The sequence below is a fragment of the Pseudoduganella umbonata genome, from assembly GCF_014192225.1.
In the GTDB taxonomy this organism is placed as follows: domain Bacteria; phylum Pseudomonadota; class Gammaproteobacteria; order Burkholderiales; family Burkholderiaceae_D; genus Rugamonas; species Rugamonas umbonata.
The window spans coordinates 232809-257766 of record NZ_JACHXS010000005.1 but is presented as its reverse complement, the minus strand read 5'-3'; the positions used below and the strand labels follow the sequence as shown (position 1 = coordinate 257766).

Here is a 24958-nt window from a genome sequence, read left to right as displayed (position 1 = left end):
CCCTTCGAAGAAAGCTCGGCTCTAATTCAATTCAGATTTTCAGGATCAGTGATCTCCTAAGCATATGCGTTATCTGCTTAGTCCATTCTTTTAACAAATCCCACATAAACGCGCCGCGCGACGAAATGATCGAAGCCGGCCTGGCGGAAGGTGCCGGTGTCCGTCCAATAAGTGCGCTTGCTGCCGTCGAGGATATCGCTGGCGTTGACGGTCAGGCTCAGCGTGCCGGTCAATGCGCGCTTCCAGGTCAAGTTCACGCTGCTGGTCGCCCCGCGCCGGCCGAGCGGGGCGATGGTGGCCGACTGGACATGCGCATCGAGCGACACGTCGTCATGACCGGCGCGGTACGCCGCCCTGAGGTTGAGGTAGCCCGCGATATCGTCCTGGCGCACCATGCCGGCAAAGTCGGGTGTCGCCAGCATGAGGCGGTACATGCCGCCGTCCATGCCCAGGCGCAGCTTCGCATCTGGCGTCCAGTCGATGGCGCCGGTGACGCCGGTGGAGCGGGCCTGTCCGCCATTCTGCTTCGACGTCACCAGCACGTGATCGGTAAAGCTGCGTGCATCGGTCACCGTGCATCGGTCACCGTGCTGCGGCTGACGCGGTGGAAAGCGCCCAGGCTGCCGTTCAGGTGATCGCCTGCCGCATCGGTGCCGATCTCCCATGCTGTCAGGCGTTGCGGGTCCAGGCCGGGATTGCCCCGGCTCAGGTTTTGCGCATCGACGTAGGTGGTGAACGGATTGAGGTCGCGCGGATCGGGGCGCTGCAGGCTGCGGCGATAGGCCAGCGTCAGGTCGGCCTTACCGGTGATCGCGTATTTCACGTGAAGGCTGGGGTTGAACGCCTGCCAGTGCCTGGCCAGCGCGCTGCCCTGCGCCGGCCCCACCCGCAGCGCCATGCGTTCGAAGCGGCCGCCCAGCAGCACTTGCCATTGGCTGTGCGTGATCTGGCGGGTCAGCCAGGCGGCGGCCAGCCGCGTCGTCACGGCATAGGCGTTGGTCGTATCGGCATCGGGGGCTTCCACGCCGGTCGCAGGATCGACGGCCGCCTGGTAGTTGGCGAGGTCGATGACCTCGTCCTGGAGATCCAGTCCCATGCCCCACTGGCCGTGTTCGCTCCTGCGGCTCCAGTCGAGCGTGGCCTGGTCGAGCCGGCGCGCCGACCGGGTGGCGCCACGGCCGTAGCCCGCGGCGCGTAGCGGTGCGACGAATACGTCCTGGTAGGACTTGTCGACCAGCCCGTTCGTCCTGCTGCGCTGGACGGTTGCCTTGAGTGCGGTGCCGCGGCCCCGGTGCGTATAGGCCAGGCTGGCGCTGTCGTCGGACTGCTCGTTGGGGCCGTGCGAAATGCGGTGGTAGATCGTGTCGCCGGCCCCGGTTCGTACCATGTTGAGCGTGTCCAGCAGCGGGCGCGAGCGGCGTTCGTCATGCCGTGCCGACAGGCTGACGCTATCGGTTTCGCTCAACGTGTAATCGACGCCCAATGCCGCGTTCTGGACGATGCGGCGGACGAAGACTTCCGAAGCCTGCAGTGTCTGCCCGCTCTCGCCGCTGAGCGGATCGTGCCGGTCGACCGCCGACCGGCGCGATTTGCGCGTGCCGTCATGGCGGTATGCCAGGCTGCCATGCACGCTGAGATCCTTCGTTGTCATGTCGCCGGACGCCGCGGCATTCCACAGCCCCTGGTCCGCGGCGCTGCCCCGCAGCTGCGCGCGGGCGCCCGGCTTGCGGTCGCGCTTCAGGACGATATTGACGATCGCACCGCCGTTGGCCTGCTGGGCGGCGGAGGGATTGGTGATGACCTCGACGCTGGCGATGTCGGCGCCGCTCATGGTCTGCAGCGCGACGGCCCGCTCGTCGCCCGACAGCGCCGCCGTCGGCTTGCCATCGACCAGCACCGTGACCTGGGCATTGCCCTTGACGGCGATGTGCCCGTCGGCCGTTACCGATACCTCGGGCGTTGCCTGCAGTACGTCCTGCGCGGTCCCGTTTGCGGCCCTGGCCATGCTGGAGACGTCGTAAACCGTCCTGTCGAGTTTCTTCACGACGGGCTCCTTCCTCGCCGTCACGGTGACCGTCGCGATCGGCGGCTCCCCGGCGCGCGCTGGCGGCAGCGCAAGGAGTGCGCACAGGCTGGCGAAAATGGTCGTTCCAGGTCTCATCGGTTCCAGGTCCCAGGTTTGGTATCGCATGCGGCGCGGTGCCGCCATGTCGGGAGAGCCCGAGTATAGGGACGCGTGCCGCCGGTGAAATCGCCGCTGTGACAGGGGCCGAAAAGCATGGGACGAGCGGCCAGGGGCCATCGGTTGCGTGACCGGTTCATGCCGGCCCGGACGGGCCGTAGGAATTTGTTACAGCTGGCGCGTGCACCGTCCGCAGTGCTGTTGCGTTATGGAATAAATCAGGGAACGACCAAGAACAAATCAGCAAACCACGTTCCGTGCGCGCATCGCGCCGGATAACGCATCAGATGGAGTATTTATGAAACACCTGTTCGCCACCGCAGCCTTGCTGGCAACCATGATCCACGCTGGCCACGCCGCCGCCGGCGAGATATCGCTGTATACGGATGCCGATTTTCGCGGGCCGAAAGTGACCGTGCGCGACACCGACCCGAACTTCGTCCATCGCAGCTTCAACGATCGCGCGTCGTCGGTCGTCGTCCATTCGGGTGCCTGGGAAGTGTGCGAACACAAGGACTTCGGCGGCCGTTGCCTGGTGCTGGAGAGGGGCGAGTACCCGACGCTGGGCCGCTTCAACGACCAGATCTCGTCGGTTCGGGAAGTGGATCGCCGGCGCGACCGCGGCGATGGCCGCGGTGGAAACTGGGGCGAAGGTCGGGGCGAAGATCGGGGTGAATACCGGGACGACATCCGCCGCGACCGCGACGAGCGCAGGGAGGACTGGCGCGACCGCAGGAACGACGAGCGGCGCGGCCCGCCGGTCGAGCTGTATGCGGCCCGCAATTTCGGTGGAGACCGCGTCGTCGTGGGGGGAGACACGGGCTCCCTGCGCTCGAAGGATTTCAATGACCGCGCAGGCTCGCTGATCGTGCGCGAAGGCCAGTGGGAAGTCTGCGAGCATGACGACTACCGCGGCCGCTGCCTGGTCTATGGGCCGGGCCGCTATCCGGCGCTCGAAGGGCTGAACAACCAGGCGTCGTCCGTGCGCCGCCTGCGCTGATGAAAAAAAAAGACGCCGCGGCGTCTTTTTTCTATCCCTTCAGCGCCTTCGCCAGCAGCTCGTGCAGCGCGGCGAATTCCGGCTTGCCCACGTAGCGCTTGATGATCCTGCCATCCTTGCCGATGACGAAGGTGGTCGGCGTCAGCGACACGTCGCCGTAGGCCCTGGCGGCTTCGCCGGTGATGTCGAGTGCGACCTTGAACGGCAGCTGCCGCGTTTCGGTGAATTTCACCACGTAGTTCGGCGGGTCGTACTTCATCGCCACGGCGATGAATTCCAGGCCCTGGCCCTTGAACTTGTTGTACGTGTCGACCATTTCCGGCATTTCGGCCACGCAGGTGACGCACGAGGTGGCCCAGAAATTGACCATCACCACCTTGCCGCGCAGGTCAGCCGGCGTGATGCGTTCACCCTTGATGCCGGTGAACGTGACCTGCGGCGCGGCCGGCGCGCTGGTCAGCGACGTGTAGGCGGCGAAGCCCAGGCCGGCGATCACGGCGGCCGCGAGCGCCGGCTTGACCCACGCTTTGGAAGAGCTGCTCATGCTGGATGCCCGTCAGTTCGCGCCGTTAGTTCGATGCCTGCGCCGGGGCCGGCGTGGTCTGGTACTGCTTGTACTCTTCTTCCGAGATGTATTCGAACACGCGCACCACTTTCGTCACGCCGCTGACGCCGCGGGCGATTTCGGTGGCGCGGTTGGCCTCGAACTGCGTTACGCGGCCCATCAGGTATACCTCGCCGCGCTCGGTGATCACCTTGAACGAATTGGCGGAAATGTCCTTTGCGTCGACCAGGCTGGCCTTCACCTTCGTGGTCAGCAGCGCGTCGTTCGAGCGCGACGTGTAGCTGGCCGGGCCGGCGATCGCCAGCTCGTTGGTGACCGACTGCACGCCTTCGATGGCCTTCACTTCGCGCTCGACGGCATCCTTCTTCGCCTGGTCGGGCACTTCGCCGGTGATCAGCACCTTGCGGTTGAAGGCATTGACGTTCACATGGCCGGTATCGTCGAGGATATTGCGCAGCCGCGTGCTGGCCTTGACCCCAATGGTCTTGTCTTCGGTTTGCGCGCCGAACGTGCGGCGGTCCGACGCCGCCATCGTGCCGGCGACGGCACCGCCGACCACCAGGCCGACGCAGCCCGACAGGCTGCTCATCAACACGCCACCCAGCAGGGCGATCGCGACCGGGCGCTGCAGACGGCTCAGCAAGGCATTACTCATGCACATCTCCTCCGAACAGGGCGACATCGATGCCGTCGCAAATGCAATGGATACACGTCAGGTGTACTTCCTGGATACGGGCCGTGCGTTCGGCGGGGACGCAGATGTGCACGTCGGCATCGGTCAGCATCTTGCCGATGGCGCCGCCGCCCTTGCCGGTCAGCGCCACCACGCGCATCTCACGCTCCAGCGCCGCTTCGATCGCGGCCATCACGTTGGCCGAATTGCCGGACGTGGAGATGGCCAGCAGGATATCGCCGGCCTGGCCGAACGCCTGCACCTGCTTGCTGAAGATTTCGCGATAGCTGTAATCGTTCGCCACCGCCGTCAGCAGCGACGTATCGGTGGTCAGTGCCAGCGCGGGCAGCGGAAAGCGCTCGCGCTCGAAACGGCCCACCAGCTCCGCCGCGAAATGCTGGGAGTCGGCAGCCGAGCCGCCGTTGCCGCAGGCGAGAATCTTGTTGCCGTTGGAAAGGGCTGAGAACATCAGTTCGATCGCCTGCGCCAGCGGTTGCGCGAGCACGGTGGCGGACTGGATCTTGGTTTCGGCACTTTCGTGGAAGTGCGAGAGGATGCGTTGGTTCGTCATAGTCTTGAAATTATATAGTGCTGCGCACCGTCGCGACCGGCAACGCCTGTTAATAATGCTTACAAAAGCAGCTTATGAAAAGGTTAAGAGTGTGCTTTCGGCCATGCGGCCGGGCCGTTCAGTAAGCCTTGCGGGCCGGCAGCGTCACCGTGATGTCCGTGCCGGCACCCGGCTTGCTGTCGATATCGAGCGTGGCGCCGATGCTGGCGGCGCGCTCGCGCATGCCCACCAGCCCCCAGTGGCCGGGCCGGCCGCCCGCCGCGGCGACGGATTCGGCCAGGCCGCGGCCGTTGTCGCGGATGCGCACGGCGAACGAGCGGCTGCCGTAATCCAGGCCGAGCTCGATCCGGGTGGCATCCGCATAGCGCGATGCGTTGAACAGCGCCTCGCGTGCGATGGCGTAGATTTCCTCGTGCACGTCCGGCCGCAGTTGCCGCGGCGTGCCGGTCACGTGCATGTCGAAGGCGTGCGTTCCGTGATCGGCCAGGCCCTTGCCATACCGGCCGAGCGTCAGTTCCAGCACTTCCGGCGCGGCCGTCTCGCGCAATTCCATGATCTGGTCGCGCCCTTCGACAAGCAGCCGCTCGGCCAGGTCCAGCGTCTGGTCCAGGCGCGTGCGTTCCAGCGAGCCTTCCTTCAGGTAGCGGCTGTGCGCGTCGAACGACAGCAGCAGCGATTGCATGCTTTGCAGCAGCGTGTCGTGCAGGGTGCGCGCGATGCGCGTGCGCTCGGCCAGGCGTTCGTGCAGGCGCTCCCGCATGCGCCGCGTGAGGTAGCGGATCCGCAAGGCGTAGGCGGCGTACAGCAGCAGCAGGCCGGCCGCCGCCAGCAGCAGCTTGAACCAGGCGCTTTGCACGAACGTGGGCGGAATGCCGATGTCCAGCGCGGCGCCTTCCGTGTTCCACAGGCCATCCTCGTTGGCGGCGATGACTTCGAAGCGGTAATGGCCCGGCGCCAGGTTGGTGTAGTTTGCCTGGCGGCGTCCGGCCTGCCCGCTGGTCTCCTGCCACGCGCGGTCCAGCCCGACCAGCCGGTAGCGCAGGCGCACCCGTTCCGGGATCGACAGGGAAAGCGCGGTGAAGTCGACCTGCAGGCTGCGGGTGCCCTGCGGCAGGCGCAGCGCCGGTCCGGCGATGGCATGGCGCACGCCGTCGGCGAGGATGGCGGTGATGTCGACCGGCGGCGCCAGCCGGTTGCGCGGGATGCCGGCCGGGTCGATGGTGCCCACCGAGCCCGTGGTGGCATACCAGAGCAGGCCGTCGCGCGAACGCCGCAGCGACGGTACCGGGCGCAGTTGCGCCGCATGGCCCTGCATGCCGTCGCGCGCATCGAAACGCTCGAAGTCCACGGCACGTCCGCTGTTCAGCCACGCGTCCAGTTCGGTGGCGGCGATGCGGTACAGGCCGTCGGCGCCGTGCAGCCACAGGTCGCCGTCCGGCAGCCGGACGATGCCCGACACGCCCCTGAAACGTTCGTCGCGCGCGCCGTGCAGGGCGATGAAGCGGCCGTTGCGATACAGGGCGACGCCGTATTCCCCGCCTGCCCATACCGCGCCGGCGCCGGCCTTGCCGTCGAAGCAGAGATACAGGACGGTGCCCAGGGCCAGGCCCTGGGCGGGGCCGAGCGTGCGTACCGTGCCGCCGTTGACGACGGTAACCTGGCTGCGCTGTTGCGCCATCCATAACGCGCCTTCGCCATCGCGGGCCATCGATGTGGTGAGCAGCCCGGGAATGCCCGGCAAGACGCCCGACTTTATCCAGTTGTCCGCGACGAGCTTGTAGACGCCGTCGCCGGTGTTGAAGGACGCCCACAGTGCGCCGTCGCGATCCTGCTGCATGGCATGGACCCGATATGTCTTCAGGCCGCCCGGGTACGGAATCGTCGCCAGCGTGCCATCCGGGGCGCGCCGCACGATGCCCTCCATCCCGCCCAGCCACATCACGCCATCGGGTGCCGTGTAGCTGGCCGTCAGGGCGCCCGGCACTTCGCGTGCGATGCGCCCGCCGGGGCCGTAGCGCCACAGGTCGCGGGCGTAGTCGCCGACCCACATGTCGCCGGATGGTCCGGCCACCAGCGCTGGATACTCGAGCTGCGTGGCGACCGGTACGGTGTGCAGCCGGTTCGGCCGCAGCCGGTCGATGCCGCGCGAGGTGCCGATCCACAGGTTGCCTTCGCGGTCCTGGAAGATCGCGCCCAGGATGGCGCCGCTGATGCCGTTCAGCGGCGACAGGAACTGGTCCGGCCGGCCTGCGCCATCCTGCGGCAGCTTGCGCTCCAGGCTGTCGGTATGCAGCATCCACATCGTCCCCTGCCGGTCGAAATACATGCCGACACCGGCGAGCTCAGGCCTGGCCGCCGGGCCGGCGGGCGGCGCGGTATGCACCCGGTGATAGCCGTGTTCGAAATCGTTGCCCCACAGCGTGCCGTCCGGCGCTTCGGCCAGCCAGACGAGCGTCTTGCGCGGCCACGCTTGCGTGAAGCGGGTTTCGCCCGGCCGGCGGAAATACGCCCCCGAGTTGGTCCCGATCCAGGTCGTGCCGTCGCGCGCGAACAGCACCTGGAACACGCCGCGGGCGGGCAGGCCGGCTTCGTCCTTCAGGTAACGGAAGCGCTTGCCGCCCGGCGGCAGTACGGCCACGCCATCGCGCATCGCTGCCCAGATCGCGCCGTCCGGCGCCGCTTCCAGGTGCATCACGCCGGCCGGCTGCACGCCGTCGTTCTCCATGTACGTATGCGTGCCTTCCTTGCTGAACACGGAAATGCCGCCGACCCGGTAGCCGACCCACAGGGCGCCATCCGGCGTGGTGGTCAGCGCCATGATGTTGCTGGACTGGAGAGCGTGTCCGTACACGGTGTCGGTGCGTTCGAACTGCACGCCGTCGTAGCGGTACAGGCCGGTCGGGGTACCGATCCACAGCCAGCCGTCCGGGCCCTGGGCGAATTTCGTGACGCCCACCGGCGCGCCATCCAGATCGGTCCAGGCGGTGTGGGTGTAGTCGGTGAGTAATCCGGCCTGGCCCGCGGATGCCTGAACCGCCGTAGCTTGACCAGCGGGTGCCGGTACCGCGGCGCAGGCCAACCCCCGGCAGGCCATCGAAACAAACAGCAGGATCCCGGCGATGCGAAAGATCATCGATCCCCGGCATCCTGCGGCAGGCGGACGGTAAACGTGCTGCCTTCGCCAGGGCCGTCGCTGGCGGCGTCGATCGTTCCGCCATGCATCAGCACCAGGCCCCGCGCGATGGATAGCCCGAGCCCGAGGCCGCCCTGGGAGCGGTCGATGGTGGTCGGCCCCTGCACGAGCGAATCGAAGATCGTCGGCAGCACTTCCGGCGCGATGCCCACGCCCGTATCGGCTACCTCGATGACGATCGTGCCTCCGGCGCAGCAGGTGCGCACCGCGATCTTTCCGCCATCCGGGGTGTACTTGATGGCATTGGCCAGGATGTTGTCGACGATTTGCGCGAGCCGGTTGGCATCGCCGATCACATGGGCATCGACGACGGAGACCGCCCATTCGTGCTCCTTGGCATTCGACACGCGCTTCGAATCGCAGCAGAATTTCACCAGTTCGCCGACGTTGACGCGCTCTGTCTGCAACGTCACCTTGCCCGACAGGACGCGCCGTACGTCGAGCAGGTCGCCCACCATGTGGGTCAGGTGGGCGAGCTGGCGATGGACGATGTTCCAGGCCTTTTCGCGGTTCGGTTCCGGCATGGCCGGCATGCGGCCCACGGCAATGCCGTTGGTGATCGCCGCCAGTGGATTGCGCAGCTCGTGGCTCAGCATGGAAATGAAGTTGTCCTTGGCATGGTCCTGCGCCTCGGCACGCTGGCGTGCCGACCGTTCCATGGCGAGCAGCCGTTCGCGCTCCTCCTCCAGTGCGGCGCGCGCCGCGCTTTCACGTGCAAGCGCCAGGCCGCTGCCGTGCAGCACGTGCAGCAGCGCATCCACTTCCTGCAGGCCCGAAGGGGCGACCGTGACCACCGTGCCCCTGGCCAATGCCTGGGCCGCCGAAGTCGCGCCCTCGAATGCCCGGTCGATACGGCGCGCGAAAAAGACCGCGATGCTGACCGCGCCGCCCAGGATCGCCAGCAGCGCGGCGGCGGCATACCAGGTGACCAGCCGCGCGGCCGACTCGATCTCCTCGACGGGCACGCCGATTGCCAGGGTCCAGCCGGTCAGGCTGGAACGCACGAACATGTTGTAGACCTGGACGCCGTCGCGTGTGGTGTTCTTCAGCATGCCGCTCGGCTGCCGGCGCGAGGCTTCCCACAGTTCCGGACGGACCGGCTTGCCGACGAACTGCGCGGCGCCCTTGTTGCGTGCCATCGAGATTCCGTTCGCATCGAAGAGGCCGACGATCCATTCCGGCTTCAGCGCATCGCGGTGCAGGATCTTGTTGAAGTAGTTCGGGTCGAAGATCTGCACGACGACATATTTCCTGCCGGCCGCCGCTGGAACGGGAACGTTGACCGATACCACGCCGCGTTTCGAACTCGCGCCGATGAAATAGCCGCCTATCCGGCTGGTCTGCCCATCGTAGATATTGGCAGCCCACTTGCCGGTATTTTTCGCCAGCGGCGCGCCATAGGGCAGCAGTGTGTTGATGACGCCACTGCCCGAGTAATCCGCGACCATCGTCCAGGTCAACGGCGAAGTCCGGGTCGCCGCCAGCAGGCGGTACAGGCCTTCGAAATCCTCGGTCAGGATCTCGCGGGAATTCGCGGCGACCCGGAGCGCGCCTTCGGCCCTGGCCACTTCGCTGTCGATCAGCAGGGTCGTGGAATTCGCTACCTCCTGGATGCCGCGCAAGCGCGATTCGCGTTCGGATTCCAGCAGCATCGACAGTCCGAGTATCGACAGGCCGGCGACGGGAACGATGATCGCCACCAGCATCATCAGGAGGTAAGTGCGTGTCTTCATGGTACAGGCGGGCGGGCATGCGCCGCCCGGGCAGACTCGCGGGTGATTGATCAGCTGGGTATGGTATCACTGGAATACGGCTTGCAAACCTGGTGCCCCGTGACGGCGGCTCAATCGAGCACGTTCTTCAGCCAGCCGATCGTGTCGCCGTCGATCGCTACCACGTCGAAGCGGCACGGCGGCAGGCTCCGGTAGCGCAGCAGGAACACCTGCGCGGCGATCTTCATGCGGCGCTGCTTGGCCGGTGTGATGCTGGCGGCGGCACCGCCGAAGGCACGGCTGCGGCGGCGCCGCACCTCGACGAACACGAGGTGGGCGCCATCGCGCATGATCAGGTCGAGCTCACCGCCCTTGCAGCTGAAGTTGCGTTCGACCAGCACCAGCCCATGCAGCCGCAGGTGGTCGAGGGCGGCATCTTCGCCCAGCTGGCCCTTGCGCTGCAGGTCGGTCCGGGCCATGGATGGATCATGGCGTGGTGAGCGGTGCGGTAACGGGAACCGGTACGCCGTTGCGGTAGATCGCCGTCGGCTCGACGCGCTTCATGCGCGCCGGACCGTTGCCGAAGTCGATCGACAGCTGGCCCGTGACGCCATCCAGCGCGATCGGCTGGCCGGGGCGCAGCGCGATTTCGCGCGCCACGCGGAAGGCGTCGATGCCCAGCGCGTACAGGCGCTCCATGTCGGCGGTGAGGCGTTCCTCGTCGCGCGGCGCCGGCTGCGGGTAGCTTGCCACCGTGGGGCTGTCGCGCTGGATCTGCCAGGGCAGGTCGAGCAGCTTCACGCCATCGAGTTCGGCGCCCTGGTACAGCGACACGCGGCCCGAGTTCAGCGACGACGTGCCGTACACCGGAATATCGCCCAGCGGCGGCGCGGAGAGTGCTACGCGGAGCTGGCGCGCCTGGTCGGCATCGAGCGCGGCAAACAGCAGGTCCACCGGCTGTTCGGCGAGGCGGGCGCGCAGCGCCACCATTTCGCCGTCGCTCAGGTAGCCGTTCAGCGCGGTCAGTTCCAGCGTCTTCGTGGCCATGCCCACCTGCGACGCGTGCGCGGCGAACGCCTTGGCGATGCGGTCCTGCCACGCGGCGCTGCCGGACAGGATCATCACGTTGGCGCCCGGGTGCTCGCGCGCGGCCCATTCGGCCACCTGGCGCGCCTCGTCCTCGATCGACAGGCCGATCGACAGCATTTGCGGCGGCAGCGCAGTGCCGTCGCGGTCCTCGGGATGGTTCAGCGCGATGGTGGGCTTGGTCACCGCCGGGCTGGCGGCCAGCGCGGTGACGGCGGAACGGGCCAGCGGGCCGACGATGATGTCCTGCTGCGCCAGCGTGGACTGGTAGGTTGAGAGGATCTCGCCGGCGGCATCGCCGGTTTCCACGACGGTGACTTCGAAGCCGGCGCGGTCGCGTTCCCAGGCCGCCATGAAGCCGGCGCGCACGGCGTCCGCGGCGCGGCCCAGCGCTTCGGAGCGCAGCGGCAGCATCAGGCCGATGCGAACGGTCTGTCCCGGCACCGCGGCAGCATCCTGGCCTTCGGGGACCGTGCCGGGCATCGCCACGGCGAACGTTTCGACCTGCGCCGATTCCTCGGGCGGTGGCGGCGGCTTGCGTTCGGGCGGCGCGGTCACGCGCGGCGGCGGACTTGTCACGGTTTCGATTGGCGCGCACAATGCCCCCGGACTGCCGCAGGGTGTGCTGCACGCCGACACGGAAAGCGCGGCCACCACGCACGACAGCAGTGTTTTGATCTTTTCAGCGAGCATCCTACCCCCAATGACAGTTCACGAATCCAGCCCGATCGCCGCCTTGCCGGTGCTCGGCGAGACCGCACTTCAGACGTATCCTACGGCAACATTGTATGTAGTGGCCACTCCCATCGGCAATGTTACCGACATTGGCCTGCGCGCGTTGCACGTTCTCGGACTGGTCGATGCGGTCGCCTGCGAGGATACCCGCAACACCGCCCACCTGATGGGGCGCTTCGGTATCAGCAAGCCCCTGCTGGCCGCGCACATGCATAACGAAAGGGAAGCCGGCGAGACGATCGTGCGGCGCCTGCAGGCCGGCGAGCGCATCGCGCTGGTGTCGGATGCGGGCACGCCGGCCGTCTCCGACCCGGGCGCGAAGATCGTCGACGCGGTGCGCGCGGCGGGCCTGCGCGTGGTGCCGCTGCCCGGCGCATCGGCCGCCGTCGCGGCACTGTCGGCCAGCGGGCTGGTCAACGATCAGTTCTACTTCGTCGGCTTCCTGCCGGCCAAGCCGAAGCAGCGCGACACCGCGCTGGGCGCCCTGCGCAACGTGACCGCCACGATGGTGTTCTACGAGGCGCCGCACCGCATCGCCGAGTTTGCGCAGTCGCTGGTGGCCGTGTTCGAGCCCACCCGGCAGGTGGTGTTCGCGCGCGAGCTCACCAAGCTGTTCGAAGAGATCCACCGCTGCCCGCTGTCCGAAGCCGAAGCATGGCTGGCCGGCGACGCGCACCGCGAGAAGGGCGAGTTCGTCGTGCTGCTGGAAGGCGCCGCCGCGCAATCGGATGCGCAGGAGGCCGAGGCCGAGCGGGTGCTGAAGATCCTGCTGGCCGAACTGCCGCTCAAGCAGGCCGCCAGCATTGCCGCGCAGATCACGGGCGCCAAGAAGAACGCCCTGTACGACCGCGCGCTGGCGCTGAAGGACGAAAACCGGTGACAGACCGCGGCGGCGGACCGTCCAGTTTTTTTGAAATGTTTCCGGAAAACCGGTGACAGACACCAGTTAATTTGAAATATTCGTTTCAGAATAACTGGAGCCTGTCACCGGTTTTGATTGGCGGTGCTCCCCGAACCCCTGCTTCCCTACCGGTTTTGCAGCAGTGATTCGATGCCGGCCGGTGGCACGGGCTTGCTGATGTAATACCCCTGCATCTGGTCGCAGCCGTGCTCGCGCAGGAACTGCAGCTGGCGCGCGTCTTCCACGCCTTCGGCCACCACCTTCAGCTTCATGCTGTGCGCCAGCGCGATCACGGAATGGACGATGGCCGCGTCGTCGGTGTCGTCCGTGATGTCGCGCACGAACGAGCGGTCGATCTTCAGGCTGTCGATCGGGAAGCGCTTCAGGTAGGCCAGGCTCGAATAGCCGGTGCCGAAATCGTCGATCGCCAGCCGCACGCCCATCTTGCTGAGCTGGCGGAAGATCGCCACCGCCGCCTGGGGGTTTTCCATCACTGCCGTTTCGGTGATTTCCAGCGCCAGCGACGATGCATCGCAACCCGTGTCACGCACCAGCCGGGCCACCAGTCCGACCAGGTCACGGTGCTGGAATTGCCGTGCGGACAGGTTCACGCTCACCGTCAGCGGCGGCAGCCCGGCGTCGCGCCAGGACTTTTGCTGCGCGCATGCAGTGGCCAGTACCCAGTCGCCGATCGGCACGATAAGGCCGGTCTGCTCCGCGAGCGGGATGAAGTCGTCGGGCGCGATCATCGGTCCCAGTTGCGGCTGCCAGCGCAGCAGCGCCTCGACGCCGATCACGGCACCGGTAGCGATATCCACCTGGGGCTGGTAATACAGCCGGAATTCGTCACGCTCCAGCGCGCGGCGCAGTGCGCCTTCCATGCGCAGGCTGTCCAGCGCATCCAGGCTCATGCTGTTGGCATAGAACTGGTACTTGTTGCCGCCGTCGCCCTTGGCGCGGTACATCGCCGTATCGGCGTTCTTCAGCAGGGTCGGGGTATCGGTGCCATCGCGCGGATATAGGCCGATGCCGATGCTGCCGGCCGGGAAGATTTCCTGTCCGCGCAGCAGCATTGGCTGGCATAGCGTGTCGAGGATGTCCTGCGCAACGGTACAGGCATCGGCCTCCCGCGCCAGGCCGCCCAGCACGACGACGAATTCGTCGCCGCCCTGCCGCGCCGCCGTATCGCCGTCGCGCAGGTGGCGCGCGATGCGCCGGCCGGCCTCGACGATCACTTCGTCGCCGGCATCGTGACCCAGGCTGTCGTTGATGTTCTTGAAGCGGTCGAGGTCGACGAACATCACCGCCACCAGCGTCTGCGTGCGCTGCGCGTGCGCGATCGCGTGCGACAGCCGGTCTTCCAGCAGCAGGCGGTTGGGCAGGCCCGTCAGCGCATCGTGGCTGGCCATCCGCAGCAGCGTTTCCTCGGCGCCCTTGCGGCGCGAGATGTCTTCCACCACGGTGATGTAGCGACGCTCGCCGGCGGCATCGAACAGGGCCGACACGGTGACATTGATCCACACCGCGTGCCCGTTCTTGTGCAGGTAGCGTTTTTCGCGCGAATATTCGGCGATGTCGCCGGAACGCAGGCGCTGCTGCAGCGATTCGTCCTGGGCGCGGTCGTCCGGATGGGTCAGCTCGCAGGTCGTCAGCCGCTGCAGTTCGACCTCGCTGTAGCCCGTGATGGCGCAATACTTGCGGTTGACGCGCACCGGCCGGCCATTGGCGGCCACGTGGGCGATGCCGACGGCGGCCTGGTTGAATGTCAGCCGGTACAGTTCCTCGCGCTCGCGCAACAGGCGCACGTCGCGCTCGTCGATCGCGGCAGGGCAGGTATCGCCGCAAGCTGGAACCGGTTGGCGGAATTTCAGGTTGGCGGCTATTGGGTCGGCCGCCTCGAACATGTCGCAAATCATGCCCGGCATTAAAGCAAGCCGGGCGTAAAAATTTATTGATTTAGATCAATTATTCAGAAATGAAATTCATGGTGTTCCTGCTCCGCAGTTCTCGGCATGGCCGGGCACTTGCGCCAGGCGCTCCATGTAGGCAGCCACGGCGGGCAGCTCGGCGCGTTCGATCGGCGTGGCACTCCAGCGATGCACGGAAACGCCGATGACCACGTCGGCCAGGGAAAGGGTGTCGCCGGCCACGAAGGCGCCGGTGCGCTCCAGGTGACGGTCCAGCAAGGTCATCTTCGTGTTCCAGTCGCGCACGCTTGCGGCGACCACTTCCGGGCTGAATTGCGTACTGCCGCGCAGCAGCGTCATGGCCGCCGGCCGCCACGCGGCATTCAGCTCAGTGGCCTGCCAGTCCATCCACTGCTCGATGCGGGCGCGCTGCAGGCGGTCGGCCGGCAGCAGGAAGCTGTCGTGCGCGAGGTAGCGGCAGATCGTGTTCGACTCCCACAGCACGGTATCGCCGTCGCGCAGCACCGGCACCTGGGCGTTCGGATTGAGCGCCAGGAATTCCGGCACGTTCGGATCGCGCTCCCCCTTGCCCCACGGTTCGAGTTCGTACGGCAATTCCAGCAGGCGGCAAGTCCACAGCACCTTGCGCACGTTGATCGATGGGAGCTTCCCGAGGATTGTCAGCATTGTTGTCCTTTCGTCAGAATTTGCAGCCACTGTCTTTTTTGTCCATCAACATGATCAGCGGTGCCAGCAGGCCTGCACCGGCATACGCGGTCTTGCAGTCGGGCCGCGCCGAGTTCGCAATATTGCGGCCCAGCCGGGCTTCGCGCGTTTCCTGCAATTCGCGCTCCTTCTTCAGTTTTTCCCCCACCCAGTTGCCCGACGGCGTATCGAGATCGTTTGCCATCGCCCGGGCGGCGGAGCGCGCCGCGTCGGGATCGAAGCGCGGCGTGCTGTCGGCCGGCGCCGGCTCGGCGGGATCGGCAGGCCTTGCCGGGACAACCGTCATGGCCGGCCCGGTGCGGTCGGGCTCGGGGCGCTCGGCGGTGATGGACTCGGCGCGTGCCGGTGCCGGACGGGCCGCCGGCTTGTCCGGCTTCGCCCGGGGCGGCGGGGGCTCGGCACGCACCACCGGTTCCGGCGGCGGAGGCGGTGGCACGATCCGGATCGTCAACGGCTGCGTCCAGCGCCGCTCGTCGACCTGAACGGGCGGCACCCCCGGCGTGCGCCACAGCGCCAGCAGCAGCGCGTGCAGCAAGATCGAGACGGCAATGCCCGCTACCAGCCTGCTGCGGCGCGGTCCACTGGGGTAAGTCAGGGTCTGTTGCATGGCTCCAAGTCCTGGAACAGGGATGCTTATATTCGCATATTGCTCATTTGCTATGTGAGCACCACAACGAATATTTTAAGAGACCCTTGACGCAATCGAGTTCGAGCGGTATTATCTTGCTTCTTCGGAGTGTAGCGCAGCCCGGTAGCGCATCTGGTTTGGGACCAGAGGGTCCAAGGTTCGAATCCTTGTACTCCGACCAAGATTCATCAGGAACCCCTGCAAGTTTAGGCTTGCGGGGGTTTTTGTTTGTGCGGACGGTTTTGAATAAAACTTATGGCACAGCCAGTTATTGCCTGTGTTACTCGTGTTTTCCATGTTGTCGAGCCCATGTCCGCGTGCCAGGCACGGTGACACGAGCTCAGCCGGAAAATCCGTGTCCTCATGCGTGTCCGCGTGCCAGGCACGGTGACACGAGCTCAGCCGGACAATCCGTGTCCTCATGCGTGTCCGCGTGCCAGGCACGGTGACACGGGCTCAGCCGGACAATCCGTGTCCTCATGCGTGTCCGCGTGCCAGGCACGGTGACACGGGCTCAGCCGGGCTATGCATGTCCTCGTGGCGTGTCCGCGTGCCAGGCACGGTGACACGGGCTCAGCTATATATCAGCCGTTGCGTTTGGCCAGCAGGGCATTCCCGGCGCGGCTGGAACTCTTGCGCCCAAGGAACTGCGAAATATAAGCGCCCGCATCCACCACGGCATCCAGGTCGACGCCCGTGTCGATGCCCAGGCCGTTCATCATGTAGAGAACGTCCTCGGTGGCGATATTGCCGGTGGCACCCTTTGCATACGGGCAGCCGCCCAGGCCGGCCACGGACGAGTGGAAGATCGAAATCCCCAATTCCAGCGATGCGTAGATGTTGGCCAGCGCCTGTCCATATGTGTCATGGAAGTGGCCGGCCAGCGCATCGACGCGGAAGGCGCGGATCGCCGTTGCCATCACCGCCTGGGCATGCCGCGGCGTGGCCACGCCGATCGTGTCGGCGATGTCGATCTCGTCGCAGCCCAGGTCGCGCATCCGCGCCACCACGTCCGCCACGGCCTCCAGCGGGACCTCGCCCTGGTACGGGCAGCCGAACGCCGTGCTGATGCTGCCGCGCAGCCGCACGCCATGGTCCTTCGCCGCCTTCGCCACCGGTTCGAAGCGGGCGATCGATTCGGCGATCGAGCAGTTGATGTTTCGCTGCGAGAAGGCTTCCGACGCCGAGCCGAAGATCACCACCTCGTCGGCCTTCGCTGCAAGCGCGGCTTCGAAGCCCTGCATGTTCGGCGTCAGCGCCGAGTAGATCACGCCGTCCCTGCGTGCGATGCCGTCCATGACCGCGCGGCTGGTGGCCATCTGCGGCACCCATTTCGGCGACACGAACGCCGCCGCTTCCACGTTCGGGAAGCCGGCGGCGGACAGGCGGTCGACCAGCGCGATCTTCACCTCGGCCGGCACGTTTTCCTTTTCGTTCTGCAGGCCGTCGCGCGGGCCCACTTCGACGATCTTCACTTTTTTCGGCAGGTTCATGTCAGTTCCCCAATCAATATCCCAGTTCGCGGTCGATGACGTCGGCAACCGGTTCGCCCCGCTCCAGCAGGCCGATCTTGCCGGCGATCTGCCGCACGCTTTCGCTACGCAGGGTCAGCGCGGCGATATGCGGCGTGATGGTGATGCGCGGCTCGTCCCAGAACGGATGCTGCCGCGGCAGCGGTTCGTTGCGGAACGCGTCCAGCGTGGCGCCGGCGATGTGGCCCGACTGGATGAACGCCAGCAGGTCCGGCTCCGCTACATGGGCGCCGCGCGCCACGTTGATCACGTAGGCGCCCTGTGGCAGCTTGCCCAGGTTGGCGCGGTTCAGGATATTGGCCGTGGCGTCCGTCAGCGGCAGCATGCACACCACCACGCGGGTGCTGCGCAGGAAAGCGTCGAGCCCGTCGTCGCCGGCGAAGCAGCGCACGCCGTCGATCTCCTTCGCGCTGCGCGACCATGCCTGCAACGGGAAACCGAACGGACGCAGGCATTCCAGCACGCGCAGGCCCAGCACGCCGGCGCCCATCACGCCGATGCTGAACGATTCGCGCTCGTGCGCAGCCAGCGGCCGCCAGTCGCCGACGGCCGCCTGGTCCTCGTACTGGTCGAAGCGGCGGAAGTAGCGCAGCACCGCATGCACCACGTACTCGCCCATCTGCACGCCCATGCCCGCGTCGCCCAGGCGCACGATCGGCACGTGGGCGGGCAGGGCGCTGCCCTGCTTCAGGATCGCATCGGCACCGGCCCCCATCAGGAAGACCGCCTTGACTTCGGCCAGTTCGCGCAGCATCGCCTCGGGCGGCGCCCACACCACAGCGTAGTCGCAGGGTGGCAGTTTCTCACCCTCGCGCCATGTCACGCACTGCGCCTGCGGCAGGTGGCGCGCAAAATCGTCGGCCCACGGGCCGGTGTTGTCATCCGAACGGTACAGCAGAATACGCATCGTTGTTTCCTCAGGCTGCCGTCCGGAAGGCCAGCAGCGGCGCGCCATCCGCTACCTGGTCGCCGACGGCGTACAGTATCTCGTCCACGGTGCCGTCGTGCGGCGCCGCGATCGTGTGTTCCATCTTCATCGCTTCCATGATCACCAGCGGCTCGCCCTTCCTGACGTCCTGTCCGCGCGATGCCAGCACGGCGACGACCTTGCCCGGCATCGGCGCGGTCAGCCGGCCGCCATCGGCCTCGCTTTCGCCGGCATGCGCCAGCGGGTCCTCATGGTGCAGCACGTAATGGCCGCCGCCGGTGAACACGTGGAAGGTGTCGCCATCGCGGCGCACGGTGCCGTGCACCGACGCGTCGCCCAGCCGCACCGACAGGTCCACGCCATCGCGCGCCAGCAGCGCCACGTCGACGGACATGCCCTCGATCGACAGCTCCCAGCCGTGCGGCAGGTACGTGAACACGGGCGCGTAGTTCCTGCCGCCTTCGTCGCGGAACGCCAGCGTGCGGGCGTAGCGGGAGTTCAGGCGCCAGCCCAGTGCCTGGCTCCACGGGTCGCCCGCGTTGGTGCCGCGCGCCCGGGTTTTCTCATGCTCGATCAGTGCCACGGCGGCCAGCGCGAGCGCCGCCACGGGCACCGAACGGGCCGGCGCGAACAGCACATCGACATTGCGTTCGATCAGGCCCGTATCCAGGTCCGCATCGGCAAACGCGGCGCTTTCCACCAGGCGCTTGAGGAATGCCACGTTGCCGGCCAGGCCGACGATCTGGTATTGCGACAGCGCCTGCGCCATGCGCGCCAGCGCCTGCTTGCGGTCGGCGCCCCAGACGATCAGCTTGGCGATCATCGGATCGTAGAACGGCGAGATCGCATCGCCCTCGCGCACGCCGGAATCGACGCGCACCGCGGCCGGCTGGCCGGGCGTGCCGCCCACTTCGAACTGCACCGCATCCGGCGTGTCGAGGTGGCGCAGCGTGCCGATCGACGGCAGGAAGCCCTTGTCGGGATTCTCGGCGTAGATCCGCGCCTCCAGCGCGTGGCCGCGGATCTTCAGTTCGTCCTGCCGTTTCGGCAGCGGCTCGCCGGCCGCCACGCGCAACTGCCATTCGACGAGGTCGGTGCCGGTGATCATTTCCGTCACCGGGTGCTCGACCTGCAGCCGCGTGTTCATCTCCATGAAATAGAAGCTGCCGTCCTGGTTGGCGATGAATTCCACAGTGCCGGCGCCCACATAACCGACCGCCTGTGCCGCGGCCACGGCCGCATCGCCCATGGCCGCGCGCCGCGCATCGGTCATGCCCGGCGCCGGCGCTTCCTCCAGCACCTTCTGGTGACGGCGCTGGACCGAGCAATCGCGCTCGAACAGGTAGATGCAGTTGCCGTGCGTGTCGGCGAATACCTGGATCTCGATGTGGCGCGGGCGCTGCAGGTATTTTTCGGCCAGTACCTTGTCGTCGCCGAAGGAGCTGATCGCCTCGCGCTTGCAGGAAGCCAGCGCTTCGGCGAAGGCGGCGGCGCTGTCGACCACGCGCATGCCCTTGCCGCCGCCGCCGGCCGAAGCCTTCAGCAGCACCGGGTAGCCGATGCGGTCCGCTTCGCGCTGCAGGAAGGTGGCCTCCTGCTCGTCGCCGTGGTAGCCGGGCACCAGCGGCACGCCGGCCTTTTCCATCAATGATTTCGCCGCCGATTTCGAGCCCATCGCGCGCATCGCCGCGGCGGGCGGGCCGATGAACACCAGGCCCGCTTCGGCGCAGGCTTCGGCGAATTCCGCATTCTCGGACAGGAAGCCATAGCCGGGATGGATCGCCTGCGCGCCGGTGGCCAGCGCGATGGCGATGATCTTGTCGCCGCACAGGTAGCTTTCCTTGGCCGGCGCGGGGCCCAGCAGCACGGCCTCGTCGCAGACCGCCACGTGCTTCGCATTGGCATCGGCTTCCGAATACACGGCCACGGTGCGGATGCCCATCTTGCGGGCGGTGGCGGCCACGCGGCAGGCGATCTCGCCGCGGTTGGCGATCAGGATTTTCTTGAACATCGATATGTCTCCAGTCTTATGAACCCGAGGCGAATTTCCGGGCCGGACCTCGTGAGTCCGGCCCGGGAATTCAACCGTTGGGCGCTGCATGCGGCATGTGCCGCCGGCTCGGCAATCTGGCTCTGCGGCCATTCGATCCCGTCGAACTATTCGATCTATTCGAACTATTCGATATCTCAGCAGCCGCAGGCTTCCTTCTGCACCGACTCCAGCATGGCGGCACGGGTGGACAGGCCCAGCTTGGCCAGCAGCGCACGGTCGTCGTTCGCTTCCGGGTTGTCGGTGGTCAGCAGCTTGTCGCCGTAGAAGATCGAGTTGGCGCCGGCCATGAAGCACATGGCCTGCACGGCTTCGCCCAGTTCGCGGCGGCCGGCGGACAGGCGCACACGCGCCTTCGGCATCGTGATGCGCGCCACGGCGATGGTGCGCACGAATTCCAGCGGGTCGAGGCGGTCCAGGCCGTGCAGCGGCGTGCCTTCCACCTGCACCAGGTGGTTGATCGGCACCGATTCCGGATACGGGTTCAGGTTCGCCAGCTGGGCGATCAGGCCGGCGCGCTGGTCGCGCGTTTCACCCATGCCCACGATGCCGCCGCAGCACACTTTCAGGCCGGCGTCGCGCACGTGGCCAAGCGTGTCCAGGCGGTCCTGGTACTGGCGGGTGGAGATCACGTTGTCGTAGAACTCGGGCGCCGTGTCGAGGTTGTGGTTGTAGTAATCGAGGCCGGCGGCCTTCAGGCGCTCGGCCTGGTCCGCTTCCAGCATGCCCAGCGTGGCGCAGGTTTCCAGGCCCAGCGCCTTCACTTCGCGCACCATGGTTTCGACTTTTTCCATGTCGCGCTCTTTCGGGCTGCGCCATGCGGCACCCATGCAGAAGCGGGTGGCACCGTTTTGCTTGGCCTGCCTTGCCGCTTCCAGCACCGTTTCGGTATCGAGGATCTTCTTGGCTTCCACGCCGGTATCGTAGCGCGCGGCCTGCGGGCAGTAGCCGCAGTCTTCTTCGCAGCCGCCGGTCTTGATCGACAGCAGCGTGGCCAGTTCCACGTCGCCATCCGGGAAATTGGCGCGGTGCGCTTCCTGCGCGCGGAACATCAGTTCGTTGAACGGCAGTTCGAACAGGGCCAGCACTTCCTCGCGCGGCCAGGTGGCCGATTCCGGCAGCTTGATGGCGGCGGTCGGGCGGTGCAGGGCGACGGTTTTCGGTTCATGCAGGGACATCGTGTTTTCCTTAATATTTACTTTTTACTTCGTGTTGCGGTGAGCCGGCCAGTTCGGCAGGCTCGTGAAATCGAGGTACGCGGCGGCGGCGGCGGCGCTCGCATCGGCCAGGCGCGGCACGCGGCCCAGCAGCGGCGCGCCGATGCGATCGGCCAGCGCTTCGATGTTTTCATCGGCGAACGCCATCTCCGGCTCCAGCGCATTGGCCACCCAGCCAGCCAGCTTCAGGCCGCGCGCGGCAATCGCTTCGACGGTCAGCAGCGCGTGGTTGATGCAGCCCAGGCGCATGCCCACCACCAGCACCATCGGCAAGTCGAGCTGCTGCGCCAGGTCGGCGGTGTCGTAGGTATCGGTCAACGGCACGCGGAAGCCGCCCACGCCTTCGACCACGGTGGCGTCGCTGGCGGCGGCGATCTCGAGATACGACGCCAGGATCGGCACCGGGTCGATGGTGACGCGTTCCAGCGCGGCCGCGATGTGCGGCGCGGCCGGTTCCTTCAGCAGGAACGGCGTGGTGATCGATTGCGGCAGGCGCACGTTGCCGGCGGATTCCAGCTGGTCGCAATCGTCGTTGCGCAGCGTGCCGTCGCGCATGACCGCGCCCGCCGCCACCGGCTTCATGCCGCACGCCTTCACGCCCTGGCTGACCAGCGCGTGCAGCATGGCGGACGAGATCAGCGTCTTGCCGATTTCCGTATCGGTGCCCGTCACGAAGCAGGCGAAGCGGGGCGGAATGCCGCTGGCGGCCACCGCCGGCGCGGCTTGCACTTCTTCGACGGCGTCGTCCGCCACCGCGGCTTCCCGTACCGGAGCGATCACCGGGTCTTCAAGCGCCATCGCGGCTCCTTTCCATGTGGGCATTGACTTCATTGATGTTGTCGAGCAGCCGCGCCACGTCGGCCGTGGTGTGGCCGGCCGACAGCGTGACGCGCAGCCGCGCCGAATCCGCCGGCACCGTGGGCGGGCGGATGCCGCCGACCCAGATGCCGCGCTCGTACAGCGCCGCGGCCGCTTCCATCGTCGCGTCGTTGGCGCCGATGATCACGGGCTGGATCGCGGTCTGCGACGGCAGCGCCGTCCAGCGTGCCAGCCGCAGGCCATCGTGCCATTGTGCCACCAAACCGGCCAGGTGCGAACGGCGCTCCCGGCCCTCGCCGCCGGCGATGATGTCAAGGCTGGCCAGCAGGGCATGCGCCAGCGCCGGCGGCGCCGCGGTCGTGAAGATGTAGGGCCGGGCGCGCTGGACCAGCGTGTCGATCACGGTAGCGTGCGCGGCAACGAAGGCGCCGCCCACCCCGGCCGCCTTGCCCAGCGTGCCCACGTAGACCAGGTAAGGCGAGCGCAGGCCGAAGTGCTCGAGGGCGCCCCGGCCGTTCTCGCCCAGCGTGCCGAAGCCGTGGGCATCGTCGACGACCAGCCAGGCGCCATGTTTCTCGCACAGCGCCAGCAATGCCGGCAGCGGGGCCAGGTTGCCATCCATCGAGAACACCGAATCGGTGACGACGATCTTGTTGCTCGCCTGGCTGGTGCCCAGCAGTTCGTCCAGCGCCTCGACGTTCGCGTGCGGATACACCTTGACCGTCTTGCGCGACAGGCGCGCGCCGTCGATCAGCGATGCATGGTTCAGCGCTTCGCTGAAGATTTCCGTGTCCCTGTCGCCTACTGCGAGCGCCGTCAGCACGGCAAGGTTGGCCATGTAGCCGGTGCTGAAGTACAGCGCGCGCGCATCGACGAGGTGCGGGCCGGCGAAATCGGCCAGCCGCTCTTCCAGTGCCGCGTGGGCGCGGAAGTGGCCGCTGATCAGGTGCGAGGCGCCGCTGCCGGCGCCATACAGTTCGGTACCCTCGCGCAGCGCGGCCGTGATGGCCGGGTGCGCGGCCAGGCCCAGGTAGTCGTTGCTGCAGAAGGCCAGCAGTTCGCGGCCCTCCACCGTCACGCGCGGGCCGCACGGCGTATCGACCGTGCGGCGCGTGCGGATCAGGCTTTGCTTGCGCAGTGCATCCAGGCTGGACGCCAGCTGGTCCAGCAGTTTCATGATGCCTCCGCCAGTGTCTGTTCGAAGACGGCCCGCGTGCGCGCGGCCAGGCCGGCGATTTCCTCGTCGTCCAGGATGTAGGGCGGCATCAGGTACACGGTCGAGCCGATCGGCCTCAGCAGCAGTTCGTTGCGCGTGGCGTTGGCGAAGAAGCGGCGCGAGAACGTCTTGTCCACGCCGGCGGCATCGAACGCCAGGATCATGCCGCGCTGGCGCAGGTTTTTTACGCGCGGGTGGTCGGCCAGCGGCGCCATCGCCGCGCCCAGGCTGGCGGCACGGGCGCGGTTCGCTTCGAGGACGTTGTCTTCTTCGAAAATGTCGAGCGTGGCCAGCGCCGCGCGGCACGCCAGCGGGTTGCCGGTGTACGAGTGCGAATGCAGGAAACCGCGCGTGATGTCGGCACTGTAGAAAGCCTGGTAGACCTGGTCCTTCGTCAGCACCAGCGACAGCGGCAGGTAGCCGCCGCTGATGCCCTTCGACAGCGTGACGAAGTCTGGCCAGATGCCGGCCTGCTCGCACGCGAAGAAGGTGCCGGTGCGGCCGCAGCCCACCGCGATTTCATCGAGGATCAGGTGTACTTCATGCCTGTCGCACAGCTCGCGGACCAGCTGGAGGTAGAGCGGATCGTGCATCGCCATGCCGGCCGCGCACTGCACCAGCGGCTCGATGATGATGGCGGCGATGCGGTCCGCCTTCTGTTCGAACAGGCGCTGCACGTCGGCCGCGGCGCGGCGTGCCACGTCCTGGGCCGTTTCGCCATCGCGGGCCTGGCGCGCATCGGGCGACATCACCGTTTGCGTGGCGCGCAGCAGCGGGCCGTAGGCATCCTTGAACAGCGCCACGTCGGTGACGGCCAGCGCGCCGATCGTTTCGCCGTGGTAGCTGCCCTGCAGGCAGACGAATTCCTGTTTGTCGGACCGGCCGGCGTTGCGCCACGCATGAAAACTCATCTTCAGCGCGATCTCGACGGCCGAGGCGCCGTCCGACGCGTAGAAGGCGTGGCCCAGCACGCCGCCGGTCAGCGCGGACAGCCGCTCGGACAGGCGGATCACCGGCTCATGGGTAAAGCCGGCCAGCATTGCGTGCTCCAGCATGTCGAGCTGGTCGCGCAGCGCCGCGTTGATGCGCGGATTGGCGTGGCCGAACAGGTTGACCCACCACGAGCTGATCGCGTCGAGGTAGCGCCGGCCGTCATGGTCGTACAGCCAGGCGCCGCGGCCATGGCTGACGGGAATCAGCGGCACACGATCTTGATCACGCGCGTGGTGCTGCATCTGGGTACATGGGTGCCATACGCTCTTCAGGCTGCGCGACACCCAGTCGCTGGTTTGATCTGTCAAGACTGAAACTCCAAAA

Annotated in this window: 21 protein-coding genes and 1 tRNA gene; 3 read left to right on the top strand and 19 right to left on the bottom strand. The window is 67.0% G+C overall.

Annotated features, from left to right (window positions below):
• Window positions 1-77: 77 nt before the first annotated feature.
• Window positions 78-572 (bottom strand): outer membrane beta-barrel protein, encoded by a 495-nt coding sequence (locus FHS02_RS31855; protein WP_175424871.1) that lies wholly within the window; start codon window positions 570-572, stop codon window positions 78-80.
• Window positions 569-2191: a TonB-dependent receptor gene (locus FHS02_RS15270; RefSeq protein WP_175424870.1), complete on the bottom strand. Its 1623-nt coding sequence runs from the start codon at window positions 2189-2191 to the stop codon at window positions 569-571. The genes FHS02_RS31855 and FHS02_RS15270 overlap by 4 nt, the downstream gene beginning before the upstream one ends.
• A 289-nt stretch (window positions 2192-2480) precedes the next feature.
• On the opposite strand from FHS02_RS15270, the gene FHS02_RS15265 reads away from it, so the two are divergent.
• Window positions 2481-3182: a beta/gamma crystallin family protein gene (locus tag FHS02_RS15265; protein WP_137315326.1), complete on the top strand. Its 702-nt coding sequence runs from the start codon at window positions 2481-2483 to the stop codon at window positions 3180-3182.
• 31 nt (window positions 3183-3213) lie between these two features.
• Here FHS02_RS15265 and FHS02_RS15260 read toward each other — a convergent pair whose 3' ends face one another.
• The 7 genes from FHS02_RS15260 to FHS02_RS15230 all read right to left on the bottom strand — a co-directional run bounded on the left by FHS02_RS15260 (window position 3214) and on the right by FHS02_RS15230 (window position 11561).
• Complete coding sequence (locus FHS02_RS15260) at window positions 3214-3726, bottom strand: peroxiredoxin family protein (protein ID WP_137315325.1); 513 nt, start codon at window positions 3724-3726, stop codon at window positions 3214-3216.
• Between the two features lie 25 nt (window positions 3727-3751).
• Complete coding sequence (locus tag FHS02_RS15255) at window positions 3752-4402, bottom strand: BON domain-containing protein (RefSeq protein ID WP_229422283.1); 651 nt, start codon at window positions 4400-4402, stop codon at window positions 3752-3754.
• Window positions 4395-4991, bottom strand: a complete 597-nt coding sequence (locus FHS02_RS15250; protein WP_137315323.1) for a phosphoheptose isomerase — start codon at window positions 4989-4991, stop codon at window positions 4395-4397. Before FHS02_RS15250 ends, FHS02_RS15255 begins: the two co-directional genes overlap by 8 nt.
• A 118-nt stretch (window positions 4992-5109) precedes the next feature.
• The gene (locus FHS02_RS15245; RefSeq protein WP_137315322.1) at window positions 5110-8124 is read right to left on the bottom strand and encodes a sensor histidine kinase; all 3015 of its coding nucleotides are present in this window, start codon (window positions 8122-8124) and stop codon (window positions 5110-5112) included.
• Complete coding sequence (locus FHS02_RS15240) at window positions 8121-9917, bottom strand: sensor histidine kinase (protein WP_137315321.1); 1797 nt, start codon at window positions 9915-9917, stop codon at window positions 8121-8123. Before FHS02_RS15240 ends, FHS02_RS15245 begins: the two co-directional genes overlap by 4 nt.
• Window positions 9918-10027: 110 nt before the next feature.
• Window positions 10028-10375 carry a YraN family protein gene (locus FHS02_RS15235; protein WP_137315320.1) on the bottom strand — a complete coding sequence of 116 codons (348 nt, stop codon included), beginning with the start codon at window positions 10373-10375 and terminating at the stop codon, window positions 10028-10030.
• A gap of 7 nt (window positions 10376-10382) precedes the next feature.
• Window positions 10383-11561, bottom strand: coding sequence for a penicillin-binding protein activator (locus tag FHS02_RS15230; protein ID WP_229422282.1), 1179 nt, complete (start codon window positions 11559-11561; stop codon window positions 10383-10385).
• Window positions 11562-11685: 124 nt separating this feature from the next.
• Here FHS02_RS15230 and rsmI point away from each other — a divergent pair, with 124 nt between their 5' ends.
• Window positions 11686-12597 (top strand): 16S rRNA (cytidine(1402)-2'-O)-methyltransferase, encoded by a 912-nt coding sequence (rsmI, locus tag FHS02_RS15225; RefSeq protein ID WP_137315318.1) that lies wholly within the window; start codon window positions 11686-11688, stop codon window positions 12595-12597.
• Between the two features lie 146 nt (window positions 12598-12743).
• Here the strand turns inward: rsmI and FHS02_RS15220 are convergent, their stop codons facing one another.
• The 3 genes from FHS02_RS15220 to FHS02_RS15210 are packed head-to-tail and all read right to left on the bottom strand — an operon-like array spanning window position 12744 to window position 15858.
• Window positions 12744-14543 carry a putative bifunctional diguanylate cyclase/phosphodiesterase gene (locus FHS02_RS15220; protein WP_137315317.1) on the bottom strand — a complete coding sequence of 600 codons (1800 nt, stop codon included), beginning with the start codon at window positions 14541-14543 and terminating at the stop codon, window positions 12744-12746.
• Window positions 14544-14600: 57 nt separating this feature from the next.
• Window positions 14601-15212, bottom strand: coding sequence for a glutathione S-transferase family protein (locus FHS02_RS15215; RefSeq protein ID WP_137315316.1), 612 nt, complete (start codon window positions 15210-15212; stop codon window positions 14601-14603).
• A 13-nt stretch (window positions 15213-15225) separates the two neighbouring features.
• Window positions 15226-15858: a hypothetical protein gene (locus FHS02_RS15210; protein WP_137315315.1), complete on the bottom strand. Its 633-nt coding sequence runs from the start codon at window positions 15856-15858 to the stop codon at window positions 15226-15228.
• A gap of 125 nt (window positions 15859-15983) precedes the next feature.
• Here FHS02_RS15210 and FHS02_RS15205 point away from each other — a divergent pair.
• Window positions 15984-16060, top strand: a tRNA-Pro gene (locus tag FHS02_RS15205).
• Between the two features lie 403 nt (window positions 16061-16463).
• On the opposite strand, the gene FHS02_RS15200 is transcribed toward FHS02_RS15205, so the two are convergent.
• From FHS02_RS15200 to FHS02_RS15170, 7 genes are all read right to left on the bottom strand, one after another.
• Window positions 16464-17372 (bottom strand): hydroxymethylglutaryl-CoA lyase, encoded by a 909-nt coding sequence (locus tag FHS02_RS15200; protein WP_137315314.1) that lies wholly within the window; start codon window positions 17370-17372, stop codon window positions 16464-16466.
• 13 nt (window positions 17373-17385) lie between these two features.
• The gene (locus FHS02_RS15195) at window positions 17386-18318 is read right to left on the bottom strand and encodes a 2-hydroxyacid dehydrogenase (RefSeq protein ID WP_137315313.1); all 933 of its coding nucleotides are present in this window, start codon (window positions 18316-18318) and stop codon (window positions 17386-17388) included.
• Between the two features lie 10 nt (window positions 18319-18328).
• Window positions 18329-20350: an acetyl/propionyl/methylcrotonyl-CoA carboxylase subunit alpha gene (locus FHS02_RS15190; RefSeq protein WP_137315312.1), complete on the bottom strand. Its 2022-nt coding sequence runs from the start codon at window positions 20348-20350 to the stop codon at window positions 18329-18331.
• A gap of 176 nt (window positions 20351-20526) precedes the next feature.
• The gene (gene bioB / locus FHS02_RS15185) at window positions 20527-21567 is read right to left on the bottom strand and encodes a biotin synthase BioB (RefSeq protein WP_137315311.1); all 1041 of its coding nucleotides are present in this window, start codon (window positions 21565-21567) and stop codon (window positions 20527-20529) included.
• Window positions 21568-21591: 24 nt separating this feature from the next.
• Window positions 21592-22404, bottom strand: coding sequence for a dethiobiotin synthase (gene bioD / locus FHS02_RS15180; protein WP_137315310.1), 813 nt, complete (start codon window positions 22402-22404; stop codon window positions 21592-21594).
• A complete protein-coding gene (gene bioF, locus FHS02_RS15175; protein ID WP_137315309.1) occupies window positions 22394-23602 on the bottom strand; it encodes an 8-amino-7-oxononanoate synthase in 1209 nt (402 codons plus the stop codon). Before bioF ends, bioD begins: the two co-directional genes overlap by 11 nt.
• A complete protein-coding gene (locus FHS02_RS15170) occupies window positions 23599-24942 on the bottom strand; it encodes an adenosylmethionine--8-amino-7-oxononanoate transaminase (RefSeq protein WP_137315308.1) in 1344 nt (447 codons plus the stop codon). Before FHS02_RS15170 ends, bioF begins: the two co-directional genes overlap by 4 nt.
• Window positions 24943-24958 lie beyond the last annotated feature (16 nt).